We start from the raw sequence: 17,358 nt of genomic DNA on the forward strand, positions 1-17,358 counted from the left end.
ATTTATATTAATTAAAAGTCTTAAAATTTATAATATATGAAAATTTCAGCAAATTCAATTAGAACAGGTAATATACTAGTTTATAATAATGATTTATGGGTTGTAAGCAAAACGCCTGAACATACACAGCCTGGGAAAGGCGGTGCTTATGTGCAAGTTGAGATGAAAAATTTAAAAACAGGTACAAAGCGTAATGGTCGATTTAGCTCTTCTGATTATTTAGAAAAAGCTGAACTTGAACAAAAAGATTGTCAATTTTTATATTTTGAAGGTAATAATTTAGTATTAATGGATACTAAGCATTTTGATCAAATAAATGTTCCTAAGGAAATTTTAGAAGCAAAACTACCTTTTTTAACTGAAAATATGATTGTTAAAGTAGAATTTTATAATGACAAGCCTTTAACTATTGTGCTTCCTCCAACTGTTATATTAGCAATTAGTGAAACTGATCCAGTAATAAAAGGAGCAACAGTTACCTCTTCTTATAAACCTGCAATTTTAGAAAACGGTATTAAAGTTAAGGTGCCGCAATATTTAGCAATAGGAGAAAAAATTGTTGTTAAAACTGATGATATGACATATGTAGAGCGTGCTAAATAAATTTTCATTATGCAACCTATAACTAATTTATTAATGAATGCGATGCGTAAAGCAGTTAAGTTTTTAAATAGAGATTTTTTAGAACTAGAGATGCTACAGAAAAATTCTGTAAGAAATGAAGAATTTTGTCAACGATCTTATTTAAAATTAAAAACTTTATTATGTAAAGAATTACAAAGACATACACAATATTTATTCTTTCCAGAAGATATATTTGATTTAAATGATAATTATGAGAGTATCATTTTAATTAATCCTATAGATAGCACAAATAATTTTTGCAGGAGTATACCTTTTTTTGCTATATCCGTAACTTATTTAAAAAGGAATCAAGATGCTTTGACTACTGCTTCTACTGTAATATATTTTCCTGTTCTTAATGAAATTTATTATGCTGAAAAGGGTAAAGGAGCTTGGATAGAAAAAAATAATTTTAACTCTAATTATCATGGATTAAGACTGAGAGTGTCTGATAATGCAGATTTAAAGAATTGTTTAGCAATTGTTGAAGGTTTAAGTTATGATAATTTTGAAGAAATAAAGCGAGATAATATTAGATCTTTTGGGTCTCCTTGCTATGGAGCTGCTCTTGTATCTTTAGGTAAAGTGGATTTAATATGCTTATCATTATTAAATTTTACATTATATTATGCATTTGAGCTTCTTATTAAGGAAGCAGGTGGGATAATTATAGATTCTAGCGATAAATTTATATGTGCAAATCGTTATCTTGCTAAGAAACTTTAAAAATATTAAAGGTTATCTGTATCAGTTATTTTAATTGATAATTAGAAAGATGTTTTTTAGCGAAATAATATTTTATAACTATATCTGTAGTAAAAAAGCATTCCATAAGTTTTAAAAGATCTGATATCGTGACAGCTTGGATAGAAATTATTTAAGATTCGAATTTTTATTGTTAGAATATTATTATATAATTAATACTTACATAAAGTTATGGCATCTTATAAAGAGTTTGAATTTGATTGCGATTTTGGTGGACAAAGAGCAAAATTTAAGTTTTATATAGGCACACCACAAGAAGGGCATCATCCGCTGCAATTTCAAGCAAAATGGTTATCTGATGAAAGAGGCGGTACTATTCCTGATGAAGTGATGAAAGCAATATCGCAGCTAAATGATCTTGCAAAAAAGAACTCTGTCCCACTGCCAGATTTATGCGTGTATGCTCTTGGTTCTGCTCAAGAAGCAAAAGCTAGCACTCACGAAGAGGATGCAGACGATCTTGAGAACCAAGATGATAATGCAGAGCCGGTATAGTTTAAAATAATAAGGAGATTTATAGAGATTAAAATGAAACAATATAATGATTTATTTAAAATTATTCATCGTGAAGGATATATATTTATCGCTAGCTTTGCATTAGTAAGTTTTTTATTAGCATCGTTTAATGAAAAACTTGGTTGTATTGGATTTATTGCTACTATTTGGTGTATTTATTTTTTCCGTAATCCTGATCGTTTTGTACCTATAAGTGATGATTTAGTAATCAGTCCTGCAGATGGAATAATTCAAGAAATTAAGGAAGCATCACCACCTCCGGAATTAGGGCTTGGTGATTTAGAAATGATTAGAGTTAGTATTTTTCTAAATATTTTTAATATCCATGTTAATAGAATACCAGCAAATGGGAAAATTTTAGCACTTCATTATAATCCAGGCAAGTTTTTTAATGCTTCACTTGATAAAGCGAGTCTTTATAATGAACGCCAGTCAGTATTAATGGAAACTGATCAAGGACAGAAAATTGTTTTTGTTCAAATAGCTGGACTTATAGCAAGGCGTATAGTTTGTGATTTAGAAGAGGATAATGAAGTAAAAATGGGTGAGCGATACGGTATCATTCGTTTCGGTAGCAGAGTAGATGTTTATCTACCGTTAAAAACAGCTTTATTAGTGAGTAAAGGACAGACTGCTATCGGCGGTGAAACTATCATTGCTGATTTTGGACGTAAAAAGACAGAAGAATTTAAGTTTGAGCGGAAGTAACTACTAGTTATTGTACAGTAGAATTACACACTAATTATTATGCAGGAATTTCAAAATTCGTCTATAAGTTTCCCAACGTTCCTTGCATTAGCTTAACTCATGATGTTCTTTATTAAGTATTTTTGAGTATTAAAATTGTTAAAAATTCGTAGATCTATAATCACTAAGCCTGTACCTCTAATAAAACTAATTCCAAACTTTATTACGTTGCTTGGTTTAGTAATTGGTATGAGTTCTATAAAATTTGCTTTGGATAGTAGATGGGAGCTTGCAGTATATTGTATTATAGTCGCAGCAATTATTGACGGTATCGATGGTAGAATAGCCAGGATACTAAATGCAGCTAGTCCATTTGGTGCAGAGCTTGATTCATTATGTGATTTTGCTAATTTCGGTATAGCTCCTGCTTATTTAATATATTTATGGTCTTTTCAACAATATGAGTATAAGGTGTTTTCATCAGCGGTAATGCTGTTATTTATAGTGTGTATGGCACTACGTTTAGCTCGCTTTAACGTTGGGATTTATCAATTGAAACACGATAAAAAAACTGAAGATTTTTTTACTGGTGTACCTGCTCCATGTGGTGCTTTACTTGCTTTAACGCCTGTAATGATAGATTTTGAAATTGGTACGTTATTAAATATCAATACACGTACTCATACTATAACAATTAATATATATTTAGCTATTGTAGCTTTTCTACTTGCTAGTAGGCTTCCTACAATCTCAACAAAAAATTTAAGTATTAAACCTGAATATTTATCTCTTGCAATGATTTTAGTCGCTATTGTGATTATAAATCTTATTATATATCCATGGTATTCATTGCCATTAATTGCAATGATATATGTTCTTTCTATACCAATTTGTTATTTTTTAAAACATAGAGTAGATTGATAAAGTGCATTATGTTCAGTGTATTACAACAAGTTATCTACAAATATAAATATCATTCATTTATTAAGTATGTAATTATTATAGTCTTAATAGTATTTACTTATTTTGGATATAGAATTTATGTTTGGGCCAATACGCAATCTACTGATAATGCTTATATAGATGCAGATATTTCGAATGTTAGTACCGAAGTTAGCGGTGTTTTAACAAAGTTGTTCGTTACCAATAATACTAGAGTTAATAAAGGTGATCTTATAGGTGAAATTGATGATCGAGATTATAAGGCAAGGCTTGCAGCACTTGATGCATCGATTCAAGCTTGCATAAAAAATATAGAAATTATAGAAAAAAAAATTTCAATAGGACAGATGCGTCTAGAACAAGTGACTGAAAAATTAAAGCTGACTAAAATAAGCTTTGATATTATTTCAATAGATTTGACTAGAGTACAGGCATTAAGTAATGCTAAATTTGTTAGCTCTAAAACGTTAGATGATTCTAAAAACGGATATCAAAAAGTTAAAACGGAGTATAAGCAAGCACAATTAGATTTAGATATATCTAAGCACAATTTACAACTTCTTGAACTTGAAAAAGCAGCAGCACAGGAAAAACTTAAAGAACTAATAGAAAATAAAAAAGTAACCTTAAGAAGTTTACAAAATACTAAAATTATTGCTATGGTACCAGGCATATTTAGTAATAGTAATTTAGCAATCGGGAATTATATAGTAAAGGGCAAGGTATTATTTTCTATAGTGCAAGATAATACTATGTATATTAAGGCTAATTTTAAAGAAACCCAAATTAAGAATTTTAAGTCCGGAATGAAAGTCAAAATTGTATTTGATGCTTTGCCTGCCAAGGTAATTTACGGGAAGATTCGTAATATTGCACCTGCTACCGGAGCTAAATTTAGTTTAATTCCACCAGATAATGCGACTGGTAATTTTACTAAAATTGTACAACGTGTACCTGTTTTAATAGATTTTGCACCCACAAATGATACTCTAGTCCCAGGCATGTCGGCAAGAGTATCAATCCGAACTGATCAAAGCACATAATGTTTTTAATAGCAATAATTATTCTATTAAAGTAAATATTGATCATATTATTTACTTATTACTTAAAGAGTTATACATTATAATAATTTATATGAGCAAAGTATGTTTGATGTAAGGTTTTTAGATAAATCTGGTCGTTGGTATAAAATCGATTATTTAAAAAGAGTATAAATGATTCTCATTCATTATTACAGGAACTTATACAGTAAGTAAAAGCGTTATTACTAGTTTTTTCTCTTATAAAGAGTAAAATATTTGACAAATTAGTGTTTTAAGAAATCTTAATAAAATGCTAGAAACTGAAGCAAATAAGTAATATTCAATTGATTTCCTTATCTAATGAAAGAGTATAAAGATAACTTTGTTATACTACAGATTTAGTGTATAGCAAAGCAGTGAGTACTACTGAAAATATAAAAAGTACAAAAGTGCAATATGCGCAATTGTAATAGAATCTTACATCCTCCGCATATGAATCCTATATATGAAATTAAAGATGCTAAAGAAAGCACTTGAAATAAATGTTGTGATAAAACAGCAGTTTTTAAATTAATAAAAATAATATTAAGTGAGCAATAAAAAATCTGAAAGTAAAAATTCTAAAGATAGTTAATTAATTATTTGCCACTTAACTCTGTTAATTCTTTTTTTAGTTTTATTACTAAAGTTTGTAATTTTTCAAATTCTGCGCGAGTAATGTAATGACCTTTAAGTATTTTATCTTCAATGATGCTATAGCTTTTATTTGCTATACTATTTAGAGCTTTTTGTGCTACGCTACTGGCTCCAACTGCTACTTTTAAAATATTATTTGTTTTCATAATACCTCTATCGATAACGCATGCAAGCCATTATTAAATTCATCCGCGAGTAAGTTATTAATAGTGCGATGATATGAAATCAAGCTCTGCTCTTGTAATGTTTCTGCAGAAATTCTTATTTTTATATGACTATGAATTCCATCATAATGACTAGCATGCTTATAACTTTCATCTATTATTTCTTGAAAATATGGTTTTAACACACTTAATTTTTCTTGCATCCTTTTTATGCGGCTCATATTTTTATTTCATTTAAAGTAAAAATGTCTTAATATTCTTAAATATATAATTTTATGATAAAAATTGCAATGTCAGAATTAATAACGGATTATAAAAATTTACAATATGAGATAGATAAATTGCAAAAAGGTGTATGTTTCGCTTGTAGATTAATTAATTATGATGAAATAGAATTTATAGAGCAAGATAAGCATTTTATTATTCAGGATTTAGATCAAATCATTAAAAATGTAAGCAAAGAACTTAATATTTTCGCTACATTTAAGATAATAAATGAAGATAGAATATTATTTATACTCAATACTACTGATTCTGACCTAATTAAAAATTTTGCTAGAAAATTATATTTATTGTCGCAGCTTTATATTAATGAAGAGAGGCCAGCAATTTATATGAATTGTTATATAGCAAGTATTAAATTTACAACAGTAATGAATAATGCGGAATCAATTGCAAAAGCATTAAATATGTTACTTTCACAAAATAATAATTATTATTATCGTGAATATAGTAGTACAGCACATGATTTGGAAAATATCAGAAAATCTAATCTTCAGCTGAACTTATTACGAAAAGCCTTAGTAAAAAAGACTATGCGCTTTGCTTATCAGCCTATAATAAATCGTAATACTATGAAAATTCATTATTATGAATGTCTTCTTCGTATACCTGACGAAAACGGTGTTTATATTTCTGTAGGACAGATAATACCTATTGCTGAAAATAAAGGATTAATTTTTATAATTGATCAAATCGTTTTAGAAATGACTATTAATGAACTGGCACGTAATCCTAACTTAATGTTAGCAGTTAATATTTCAAATATAGGAACTAGTGATGAAGCTTTATGTGAAATAGCAGAAAACTTATTGAAAGTTCATAATGTGCGAGATCGTTTAATTATTGAAATTACAGAAACTTCTTTCAATGAAAATTATGATAAAATCACTTTATTTATTAATAAACTACGTAAGTATGGATGTAAATTTGCATTAGATGATTTTGGTTCTGGTTTCACTTCTTTTAAACAACTTCAAAGCTTACCAATTGATATTATTAAAATTGATGGTAAATATGTGCGTAGTATTACAAGTGATGTACAAAGTAGGTATTTTGTAGAAAGATTAATTAGAATTTCAGAAGATTTAGGTATTGCAACTGTCGCTGAATTTGTAGAAAATGGAGAAATAGCTCAATTTTTAATTGATCTAAAAGTGAGTGGGCTGCAAGGAAATTTCTATTCTGAAGCAAAATTTGATAGGGTAGATGAAGTGTAAAAATGTTATAATTATACCAAAATCAATTTTGAAAATATTCAAGAATCCATAAGCTAAGGAATAGTACGTATAACTTAATATAGTGAGCAACACTTTAATTATAGGATGATATACATAGGTAATGATCTTTATGCTAAATTCAACTTTAAATGATTAAACTTCAATGCTATTACTTGAATTAAAAAAAACTAATCAAACTTTAGGAACTATACATTTTATAGGTATCGGTGGTGTTGGAATGAGCGGTATTGCTGAGATATTACATAATCTAGGTTATAAAGTACAAGGTTCCGATTTAGTAGAAAATTATAATACTAAAAGACTTGAGTCATATGGTATTAAAATATTTTTAGGACATGCTAAGCAGAACATTAAAAATGTTTCGTATGTTGTTATCTCATCAGCTATTCACCAAAATAATCCTGAAATAAAAGAGGCATTAGAACGTAAAATTCCGATTATTAGGCGTGCTGAAATGCTTGCTGAACTTATGAGATTAAAATGTTCAGTAGCAGTTTCTGGATCGCACGGTAAAACAACTACTACTTCTTTAATTGCTTGTTTATTTGAAGCAGCTGGCTTATATCCTACGGTTATTAATGGCGGAATTATAAATAATAAATCTACTAATGCATATCTTGGTTCAAGTAATTATTTAATTGCTGAAGCTGATGAATCTGATGCAACGTTTATTCACATTCCGTCAACTATTGCAATAATAACTAATATTGACCCTGAACATTTAGATTATTATCAAGATTTTGAAATATTAATTGGTGCTTTTAGAAGTTTTATTACAAATCTACCTTTTTATGGTTTTGCTGTTTGTTGTATCGATCATAAAATAGTGCGTAAGTTAGTAGATGATATTACTGAAAGGAAAATTATTACTTATGGAATTGATGCAGAAGATGCTCATATTATAGCGTTTAATATTAATACTGATATTGCTTCCTCTACTTTTGACGTAAAAATTAGTCTACCAAATGTATTAGGCACAACTATTATTGAAAAAATTACTATTCCAACGCCTGGAAGACATAATATTTTAAATAGTCTTGCCGCAATTGCAGTCGGAATAGAATTAGATTTCGGTATTAAAGCTATTAAAAATGGCTTTAATAATTTTAAAGGAGTAAAAAGGAGATTTACTAAAGTAGCTGAATATAATCAAGCTGTGATTATTGATGACTACGCTCATCACCCTGAGGAAATAAAGGCAACGCTTGCAACGGCTAAAAATATAGCAAATCAACAAAACGGTAAAGTTATTGCTATTTTCCAACCTCACAGATATTCAAGAATAAAGTATTTATTTGATGATTTCATGCTTTGCTTTGCGGATGCGGATATACTCTATATTACCAATATATATGCTGCAGGTGAAAAGCCTATAGAAGGAATTACAGGACAAAGTTTAGTTGATAAGATGACGCAGAATAAGTATCACGATAAGGCAAATTTTCTAGCAGAGCTAGATGATGTTGTTAGTGTTATTATAGATCATGCAGCTTCCGGTGATATGATAATTATGATGGGAGCAGGTAATATTTCAAGTTTTGCTAATGAATTAGATAGGAGATTGTTATCACAAGAGATTTTAGCGAGCTCTCAAAATACAGACTTCGATACAAGCTCTTATGATAAAGTTATTCGATGAAAGTAAAAATATGTCAATTTTACCGATAATCAAAGGTGAGTATAAAAAAGATTATAATTTAAAACATTTGACATGGTTTAAAGTAGGTGGTAATGCTGAAATTTTCTTTAAACCTTTCGATTCTGCAGATTTAAAAAGTTTCTTAATACAAAATAATAAAAAATTACCTATCACTACTTTTGGATCGGGCTCAAATATTATTATAAGAGACGGTGGAATAGAAGGGGTAGTTATAAAGCTTGGTAAGAATTTTAACAATATTGAGTTTTTAGATAATCATTTGATAGTAGGGAGCAGTTGCCTTAATTATAATTTAGCAAAATTTTGTCAAGCAAATGCTATTTCCGGTTTTGAGTTTTTAGTGGGTATTCCAGGGACTATCGGTGGCGGAGTAGTGATGAATGCTGGTGCTTATGGCTCTGCATTTCAAGATATTATAGTGCAGATTGAAGCACTTGATTTTTTAGGAAACTTTTTAACATTTACGAATAAAGAGATCGGTTTTAAATACCGTGGTAACAATTTACCAAAAGATTTAATCCTTCTCAAAGCTATTTTTAAAGCAAATAAAGGTGATAGTCAGAATATCTTATTAAAGATGAATAAAATAAATACTACAAGATCATCAACACAGCCTATTAAAGAGCGTACAGGTGGAAGTACTTTTAAAAATCCTGTAGGGTGTAAATCTTGGGAACTTATTGACAAAGCAGGACTTAGAGGCTATAGAATAGGCGGTGCTTCAATGTCAGAACTTCATTGTAATTTTATGATTAATAATGGCAATGCTACTGCTAAAGATTTAGAAGATTTAGGTAATTTTGTACGGCAAAAAGTATTTGAAGATAGTGGAGTGGAGTTGAATTGGGAAATAAAAAGAATTGGAAAATATGTTTAAAAACCGTTATTACGAAGATGTGCTTAGCAGATGATTGAGAAAAAATCTTTTCAAGTATACTGATATTTATTGCAACTTATATTTTAGTAATACTAATAAAAAAGTAAAAATATGAACAAATATCAAACACATTTGCTAGAACACTCTGTAGTAAAAATATTAAGTGGTACCGGTAAAAAGCATATAGCATTAGTAGCTGGTGGTATGTCTGCCGAGCGTGAGGTATCTTTAATATCAAGTGTTGGAGTTAGTAAAGCTTTAATTGAATTAGGATATAAAGTTACATTTATTGATATGGGGGCAGATATTGCGGTTAAATTACAAGAAATAAACCCTGATATTGTTTTTAACTGTTTACATGGTACATATGGTGAAGATGGTTGTTTACCAGGATTACTTAATATAATGCGTATTCCTTATACTCATAGTGGTGTATTATCTTCAGCGTTAGCATTCGATAAAATACACTCTAGAAGCTGTTTCTTAAAAAATAATATTAACATGGCAGACAGCATTGTTGTTAGTAAAAGCGATCATATAAACACTGATCCTATGAAGCGACCATATGTAATAAAACCTCTTAAGCAAGGATCAAGTATTGGTGTTGAAGTAATATTTGAGGAAGATGATTTTCACTTTATAGATTATGATTTTCCTTATGGTGAAGATATAATAATAGAGCAGTATATACAAGGGCAAGAATTGCAAGTAGCATTATTAAATGGTAAAGCTTTAGGTGTTTTAGAAATTAAATTACTAAAAAATCGTTTTTATGATTATGAAACTAAATATAATAAAGGATTTGCTAAGCATGTGTGTCCTGCCCAGCTGCCTGCTAATTTATATAAAAAATTACTGATAGAATCAGAAAAAATTTATAAAACAATAAATTGTAAAGGTCCTGTTAGAGCAGAGTTCATTTTAGAAGAGCAGACAAACAAATTATATGTTTTGGAGATCAATACACACCCTGGGATGACGCCTTTATCAATAGTGCCAGAAATTGCAGCTTATGCAGGGATAAGTTTTACTAACTTAATTGAAGAAATTATAAAGATGGCAAGTTTTGAATCATGAGACAAAAAACAAGCTCAAATAAAAAAAAACAAAAAAATACTAATAATATTTCATTACGCAGAAAATTGGGCTTAATGTACAAAAAAGCAATATTAGGGCTTAAGATTGTTTTAATGATCTTTGTATGTCTATTTGTTTTTACCAAATATTTTACTAGCATAAAAACATACCTAATAACAAATATATATCAAATTACAACAAAACTTGGATTTAGACTTGAGAATGTGATTATTGAAGGGCAGCAAAATGTTGATGAGCTTACAATATTAAAGGTTTTAAATGCGAATAAGCGCAGTTCTATTTTTGCTCTTAAATTAGATGAAATTAGCAATAATTTAAAGAAAAGTAAATGGATTAAGGAAGTATATGTAAGTAGAAGATTACCAAATACAGTATATATAAAATTATTTGAACGAGAACCTATTGCTATTTGGCAAATTAATAATCAACTTTTCCTAGTTGATGAAGAAGGTTACAAAATTAGTAAAGATATCCAACCTTTTTCTCACTTATTACATGTTGTAGGTGAAGGTGCGAACATCTATGCAAGTCAATTAGTATTAGAGCTGAAGAAATATCCTGCATTACTAAATAAAACTTTAGTTGCTATAAGAGTTGGAGATAGAAGATGGGATTTAAATCTTAAAGGGAATATAAGTATAAAATTACCTGAAAAAGAATTTGAAGCAGCATTAAAGTATATCGATGCACTCAATAAGAATAATAGGCTTTTTAATCAAAATTATAAGGCTTTGGATTTAAGAGATAGAAATAAATATTATATACAGAAATATTGAGAATAATCATTGCCAAGCAAGCTTGTTTGCATTTTACAGTTTCCTGTAGTTATGACTAGAATTAAGTAGTAATTCAATGAAGCAATCAAGTTAAAAATTCTGATTTACATAATTTTTTAAAATCTTTTTCTGAATTGCAACGTTGGTTGCACTCTTTGCAATGAAATTTTTATAATAAGAAGCATAAAAATGAAAGAGAAAATATCAAATTTTGTAACACTTGATTTCGGTAGTAGTAAGATTGCCGTAATTGCTGCCTATATTAGTAAAAAGGGTGAAATTAAAGTAGCTGGCCAAAATTTACATCATTCTAAAGGGATTAAGTCAGGAGTGATATTAGATTTAAAAAATGCTGAAACTAGTATTCTTACAGCAATTTATGCACTTGAAAAAGATTGCGGTAAAAACATAAAAAAAGTTATATTATCGTTGTCGGGAGCTGAGACTAAATCTTATTATATTAATTATACCATTAAAATTAACGGGCAAACCGTAACACAGCAGGATATTAAAAAGTTACTACAAAAAGCATTAGTTGAATTTAAATTTAAAAATCAGGAAATTATTCATTATTTTCCTCTTGAATTTACACTTGATAATAATTCAGTCGAGAATCCTATCGGTATGTACGGTAGAGCACTTAGTTGTGAATTACATATTATTGCTGCTAGTTCAAATTTATTATCAAATATTGTACAATGTTTTGCTAAATGTCATGTTGAAGTTACAAACATTACTCTAGCAATTTATGCTTCTGCTATTAGCTGTCTTACAAATGATGAAAAAAATTTAGGTGCGCTTATTATAGATATGGGAGATAAAACAACTTCTTGTGGCATTTTTTTTGCCGATAAATTAATATATACATGGTATTTAAATATAGGTAGTTTCCATATTAGTTTGGATATTGCTAAAGTATTCGGAATCGATTTTGTTACCGCGGAGAAGTTAAAAATTTTATACGGTAATGCAATTATACCTTTATTTGAGAAAGATAGTATTATAAATATTGATGATTTTCAGGTTGATACTCCTAATAATTTAAATATTTCATTAACGATTTATAGATTAGCTGAGGTAATAAGTGCAAGAGCTGAAGAAATATTATCAATGGTAAAAGCAGAATATGATAAAGCAACAAAAGGTCAGTTGGAAGTTTTTAGAGTTGTAATTACTGGAGGTGGATCTCAGCTTAGAGGGCTTAAAGAGCTTTCAAATAAAATTTTTGAAAAACAGATTAGAATTGGTAAACCAGAGATTATTGCTGGTTTTACAGAAGACTATAATCCTGCTATGTATTCTGCAGCTATAGGAATGTTAAAAATTCATGCATTAAAGCAGCAAAAAGCTTTATCTCATATTAGACTTGATGAAAATATTAATTTCTTTAAAAAAGCTTTTGATTGGTTTAAAGAAAATGTCTAGATCTTATCTGCACCATCATTGTAAGAAACTGTAGAATACGTGGTCATCTAAGAAAAACAAAAAATGCTATAAAGTGAGTATTTTAAATGATAGTAAAGTACTTAGTACTTTCTTCATATAATTATAATTTTTTATACAAATTAGCATTTATGTTGTTATAAGAATTATTATTAAGTCTATGCTTAGAACAAATTAGTATATTCCCCTTTACTCTGGTGATAAAAAGTTGTTCTCCTGCTTTTGCATCGATTTCATTCGGAGCAAGATAAGCATTCATAATAGTGCCAGACCATTTGACTTGTCCTATAGTATTAGCAGAAACAGTAGGGCTATAAACCTCTACTGTTTTTCCTATCATATCCGAGTAATTTTGTGTTCTATTAGTTTTATTATAAATATATTTTTTAAGAGGAAAATATAAGATACAAAACCATAAAAGTGAAAATACACCAAAGAATGTTATTTGATTTATTAAAGTAACTAGAGGATTGTTATATACAACAAGACTGTTTGATAATGCTCCAAGTCCTAAGAATAAGAAACCTATATTTTGAACTATATAGCATTCAACAAGTATACAAATTATACCAATTATTAACCATATCTCGTTGAGAGAATTATTTATCATGAACATAGTTTTTTAAAAATAATATTACATCAGCTATGTCTTGTGGTTTTGATATACCTGCAAAGGACATTTTAGTTCCTGGGGCATAGCTACTTGGTTTGTGTAAGAAAGCAAATAAATTTTCATCATCCCATACGCCTCCAAGCTTTGATATAGCAAAGGAGTATTTATAGTCTGTTATGCTTGCTTTGGATCTTCCTACTATATTCCAAAGATGTGGTCCTAGTTTATTTGGACCATCTTTGTCAAGAGAATGACACATTAAACATTTTTTTACTATTTCACGACCATGATTTGCGTTAGCAGTTTTCATCACTTCCGGTATATTTACCGGTTCTTGCACGATTACTGTAGCATTTGTGTTTACTGATGATTCCTGAATTGCAATGCTATAACCGCGATTTAACACTTGTAAGTTCGGTTTATATAATATATTTGCAACAAATCTAACAATCATAGCAATTAAACTAGCAAATAAGATGGCTGCAACAATTTTATTTAATTCTTTTCCAGTCATTTATTTTGTTTGTTGATTAGAATTTATAATATAACTCAAGTTGTAAATTAATTAAAATAATAAATACAATAAAAGTAAAATTTATAAAAATATGAGAAAAAATAAATTTTTGATTTTTAAAATCATGTGTTAGTGAAATATTGAACAAAGCTAAATCTTATTAATTTAGTTTTAGACAAAGTCAAGTTCACTAAATAATAGTATCACTGATGTAGTTTCAGTACTTTTTATTCCTAATATTGCTGATCATGATAGCTGTAGAGCTGTTGTTTTAGGAGTGAGCGTGAAAATTCATGATTCAAATTATACTTTTCAAGTTCGTAGTTTGTGTCAAATTCATAAAATTATATAATACAAAGTTAGTTAATCTTGATAATAAGAAGCAATCTTATAATATATGAATTATAATGCTTCTGAGTATTTGAAAATAATTTAGGTCAAAATTTGAACTCTTATATTAGTAGTGATAATGTGCTTTATATATTAATAGTTATGGATTACGTTGTAATGATGACTTCATCATTAATGATTGATTGTCTTATTGACAACAAAAAAATAGTAATAAAAGATAAAAGTAATATTAATAAAAGAAACTCCTATATAAAATATTTAGAGCAATTAGACTGTGATAAGAGAAACATTAGCTTTTACAAAAATAATAAAGGATAAGGATTATTGGAGTATGTATAAGAGTGGTTCCGGCATACGAGATAATACAAATTTTGAAATACACAGTTTCAAAGAATTTTTTTAGAAAAAATAGTTAATATAGCCAAGTAAGTTATCTTCAAGATACATTTATTTTATAAAAATTATAGTCAAATTAAAAGCTATAGATAAAAGTTAATACTGTTGAAATAAAAATGTAAAGATTTAAAAAGGATGCAAAAAAGAAAATGAAATTTATCAATATGAGATAATTATGATAACTCGTTACTGGTTACAAATTTATAAGATGTAGTATCGCTAAATATTTTATGCAATAATTCGTTATTAAAAGCATGGCTGGTTTTATACCCTTTAATTGCACTTACAATGCTAATGCCGCTTGTATATAAATCGCCGAATAAATCTAATAGTTTATGACGCACAAACTCATCTGCATAACGTAAGCCACTTGGGTTTAATACTTTATCATGCTCGTCTATTCCTATAGCATTCTCAAATGAGGCACCTTGTGCGAGTCCTTTGCTTTTCAGATACTCAACATCTTTTATAAAACCAAAAGTTCTAGCATCAGCAATATTTTTAGTAAATGATTCTTGAACTCCAAAATTTAGATTTTGCTTCCCTATAGCTTTACTACTAAAATCAATAGTTAAATCTACAGTAATGTGTTCGGAAGGGGTACAATATAATTCACAGTCTTTATTAACTACTTTAATCTCTTTTAAAATTTTTAGATATTTTTTAGGAGCATTTTGTAATTTTTTACCTGCACATTCAATCATAAACACAAAAGGTTTACTACTACCGTCCATAATTGGCACTTCAGGACCATCAATTTTAATGACTGCATTATCAATGCTGCATCCCCAAAGTGCCGCCATTAAATGTTCAATTGTTGAAACTTGAATTTTATGATTATTACTTATAGTCGTCGATAACAAAGTATCGGATACATTATAATAGCTAGCTTCAATATAATTATTTTCAGAAGAAATATCAGTTCTAATGAATATAATTCCAGTATTCTCTTTAGCGGGTTCTATGGTTAACTGTGTGCGTTTTCCTGTGTGCACCCCAATACCGTAACAACTAACTGGTTTTAATAATGTACTTTGTTGCATATGAGGTTGTTTATTTTAATGTTAATATTTAATTTCAAATTATACAAATAATATTTTGTTACAAAATATTACATAATAGCCATGTGGCGGAGCAATAGGTTGTGTTGTATGGTTTAAGAAGTCTAACTTATGTTATACTGTGTCTATTTTAGTAGGCAAGTAACAGGATGGAATTAGAACCTATATAATTTATACTTAATAAAATACCAAAAATGATAAGTTACAAAACTACCAATTATAGAAAAAACTGAGAATAAAACATCACTTCCATTAATAGTGCCGTAAGGTATATGTGATGATAAAGCTCCAGCATATATGCCGATGCTGCACATTGAAAAATATGACAATAAAGCTGTCCTGAGTTCGTAATCTCGGAATTTAGCAATTAGTATTAAAATATTACAAATAAAAATGGCTCCTAAACAATTACCAATTAGTATTATATATAATATATTAAGGTTTTTATTAGTCCCATGAATTGGTAGTAAAATAAAGCAGATAAGTAAAATGGTATTTAGTGCTAAATTAGCAAAATATTTATTTATTTTGTTTAATATGTAACATATAGGAATTATAGAAAAACATATTGCTAAAAAAATATATTTTAGTATGAGTTTTAAATTAATTAATGCTAATTGTTTTTTTAATGCAAAAGCTTCATAATACCATAATATATTTAAGGTGATATAAGAAACTATAAAGCCTGTTAATAATTGTAATTCAATATTTTTTATTAAAGATGAAAATTTAAAATTTAAATGTAATTTATTAGATGTGTGATTATCATGCCGAAATTCGGTTAGTATATTGATACAGTATAATAATGCACAAATTACCATAGTATTATTTGTGAGTTTTATAAATGGATTTAATAAATCTATCATTAAGTTTCCACACGCCCATAACAATATTATACAAGCTAGAAAAAGATATTTTTTGTCTTTGCTAATCTCGATAATGTCTAATGTTATAGAAGTGAAATATGAAAAGATTCCAAAATTAATTAAAATAAAATTAATTTTAATTAAAGTATAATTATTTAATATAATGAGGTTTATTGTACATATAATTAATAAAGATAAGCTAATTAAAATAATTATCTTATTACTTAATTTATTAATTAACTGCGTTAAGGAAAAGCCTGCTATTATTGAACCTATAAATTTAGTTTGATTTATATTATTTATTTGTTCTCCACCTAAATTTTTAATCAGTAAAAAAATTTTAAAATTATAAAAATTTATAGCATTGATACAGGAAAAAATAAATATTCCAAAAAGTGAAAAAAAAATAGTTTTATAATCGTTTTTTAAAGTCATAAATTAAGTGTTTGCTAAACATAGGTACATGGTATATAACTCATAATTATAATAATTAAGATTATTATCTTAAAAATTAAATAAAGAGATTCGTAATACAATTTAGGTATATAATAATTAGTTATTAGATTATCAGCTTTTAATCCAGTATGGTAGTCTTTTTATATGTAAATTATTATTTAATTTAAAAATAATGAATTAAATAATATAAAAATATTTTAATGTAAGAAAGTAATAATATATTTTTTAGTATTTTAAAGAGGTGTTATTTAAAGTTTATCTAAAATTTCATTTTTTAATTATGGATAAATTTTTATGGATAAAATGATTTT

At 27.9% G+C, this 17,358-nt stretch carries 18 protein-coding genes; 12 read left to right on the forward strand and 6 right to left on the reverse strand.

What is annotated here, in order from left to right:
- Positions 1-36: 36 nt before the first annotated feature.
- The 6 genes from efp (at position 37) to RT_RS01170 (ending at position 4,577) form a co-directional block, all read left to right on the forward strand.
- A complete protein-coding gene (gene efp / locus RT_RS01145; RefSeq protein ID WP_011190697.1) occupies positions 37-603 on the forward strand; it encodes an elongation factor P in 567 nt (188 codons plus the stop codon).
- A gap of 9 nt (positions 604-612) precedes the next feature.
- Positions 613-1,350 (forward strand): inositol monophosphatase family protein, encoded by a 738-nt coding sequence (locus RT_RS01150; protein ID WP_011190698.1) that lies wholly within the window; start codon positions 613-615, stop codon positions 1,348-1,350.
- Positions 1,351-1,560: 210 nt separating this feature from the next.
- On the forward strand, positions 1,561-1,884 hold the full coding sequence (locus RT_RS01155; protein ID WP_011190699.1) for a DUF2610 domain-containing protein: 324 nt from the start codon (positions 1,561-1,563) through the stop codon (positions 1,882-1,884).
- A 33-nt stretch (positions 1,885-1,917) separates the two neighbouring features.
- Complete coding sequence (locus tag RT_RS01160) at positions 1,918-2,613, forward strand: phosphatidylserine decarboxylase (protein WP_004598533.1); 696 nt, start codon at positions 1,918-1,920, stop codon at positions 2,611-2,613.
- Between the two features lie 135 nt (positions 2,614-2,748).
- Positions 2,749-3,513: a CDP-alcohol phosphatidyltransferase family protein gene (locus RT_RS01165; RefSeq protein ID WP_011190700.1), complete on the forward strand. Its 765-nt coding sequence runs from the start codon at positions 2,749-2,751 to the stop codon at positions 3,511-3,513.
- Between the two features lie 11 nt (positions 3,514-3,524).
- Positions 3,525-4,577, forward strand: a complete 1,053-nt coding sequence (locus RT_RS01170; RefSeq protein WP_011190701.1) for an HlyD family secretion protein — start codon at positions 3,525-3,527, stop codon at positions 4,575-4,577.
- Positions 4,578-5,194: 617 nt separating this feature from the next.
- Here the strand turns inward: RT_RS01170 and RT_RS01175 are convergent.
- Positions 5,195-5,398, reverse strand: a complete 204-nt coding sequence (locus RT_RS01175; RefSeq protein WP_011190702.1) for a hypothetical protein — start codon at positions 5,396-5,398, stop codon at positions 5,195-5,197.
- Complete coding sequence (locus RT_RS01180; RefSeq protein ID WP_011190703.1) at positions 5,395-5,637, reverse strand: BolA family protein; 243 nt, start codon at positions 5,635-5,637, stop codon at positions 5,395-5,397. Before RT_RS01180 ends, RT_RS01175 begins: the two co-directional genes overlap by 4 nt.
- Positions 5,638-5,691: 54 nt before the next feature.
- Between RT_RS01180 and RT_RS01185 the strand changes: the two genes are divergently transcribed.
- The 6 genes from RT_RS01185 to ftsA all read left to right on the forward strand — a co-directional run bounded on the left by RT_RS01185 (position 5,692) and on the right by ftsA (position 12,772).
- Positions 5,692-6,915 (forward strand): EAL domain-containing protein, encoded by a 1,224-nt coding sequence (locus RT_RS01185; RefSeq protein ID WP_011190704.1) that lies wholly within the window; start codon positions 5,692-5,694, stop codon positions 6,913-6,915.
- A 163-nt stretch (positions 6,916-7,078) separates the two neighbouring features.
- Positions 7,079-8,575 (forward strand): UDP-N-acetylmuramate--L-alanine ligase, encoded by a 1,497-nt coding sequence (murC, locus tag RT_RS01190; RefSeq protein WP_011190705.1) that lies wholly within the window; start codon positions 7,079-7,081, stop codon positions 8,573-8,575.
- Positions 8,576-8,585: 10 nt separating this feature from the next.
- Complete coding sequence (gene murB / locus RT_RS01195) at positions 8,586-9,473, forward strand: UDP-N-acetylmuramate dehydrogenase (RefSeq protein ID WP_011190706.1); 888 nt, start codon at positions 8,586-8,588, stop codon at positions 9,471-9,473.
- 111 nt (positions 9,474-9,584) lie between these two features.
- Entirely contained in the window at positions 9,585-10,550 is a 966-nt protein-coding gene (locus RT_RS01200; RefSeq protein ID WP_011190707.1) for a D-alanine--D-alanine ligase, read from the forward strand.
- Positions 10,547-11,347, forward strand: a complete 801-nt coding sequence (locus RT_RS01205; protein ID WP_011190708.1) for a cell division protein FtsQ/DivIB — start codon at positions 10,547-10,549, stop codon at positions 11,345-11,347. The genes RT_RS01200 and RT_RS01205 overlap by 4 nt, the downstream gene beginning before the upstream one ends.
- A 189-nt stretch (positions 11,348-11,536) precedes the next feature.
- Positions 11,537-12,772, forward strand: coding sequence for a cell division protein FtsA (ftsA, locus tag RT_RS01210; protein ID WP_011190709.1), 1,236 nt, complete (start codon positions 11,537-11,539; stop codon positions 12,770-12,772).
- A gap of 121 nt (positions 12,773-12,893) precedes the next feature.
- Here the strand turns inward: ftsA and RT_RS01215 are convergent, their stop codons facing one another.
- The 4 genes from RT_RS01215 to RT_RS01230 all read right to left on the reverse strand — a co-directional run bounded on the left by RT_RS01215 (position 12,894) and on the right by RT_RS01230 (position 17,026).
- Positions 12,894-13,406, reverse strand: coding sequence for an NfeD family protein (locus RT_RS01215; protein WP_044286857.1), 513 nt, complete (start codon positions 13,404-13,406; stop codon positions 12,894-12,896).
- Positions 13,390-13,917 (reverse strand): c-type cytochrome, encoded by a 528-nt coding sequence (locus RT_RS01220; RefSeq protein ID WP_011190711.1) that lies wholly within the window; start codon positions 13,915-13,917, stop codon positions 13,390-13,392. Before RT_RS01220 ends, RT_RS01215 begins: the two co-directional genes overlap by 17 nt.
- 920 nt (positions 13,918-14,837) lie before the next feature.
- On the reverse strand, positions 14,838-15,707 hold the full coding sequence (gene lpxC / locus RT_RS01225; RefSeq protein WP_011190712.1) for a UDP-3-O-acyl-N-acetylglucosamine deacetylase: 870 nt from the start codon (positions 15,705-15,707) through the stop codon (positions 14,838-14,840).
- Between the two features lie 173 nt (positions 15,708-15,880).
- Positions 15,881-17,026: a hypothetical protein gene (locus RT_RS01230; RefSeq protein ID WP_011190713.1), complete on the reverse strand. Its 1,146-nt coding sequence runs from the start codon at positions 17,024-17,026 to the stop codon at positions 15,881-15,883.
- Positions 17,027-17,358: the final 332 nt, after the last annotated feature.

This window comes from Rickettsia typhi str. Wilmington (genome assembly GCF_000008045.1).
Classification (GTDB): domain Bacteria; phylum Pseudomonadota; class Alphaproteobacteria; order Rickettsiales; family Rickettsiaceae; genus Rickettsia; species Rickettsia typhi.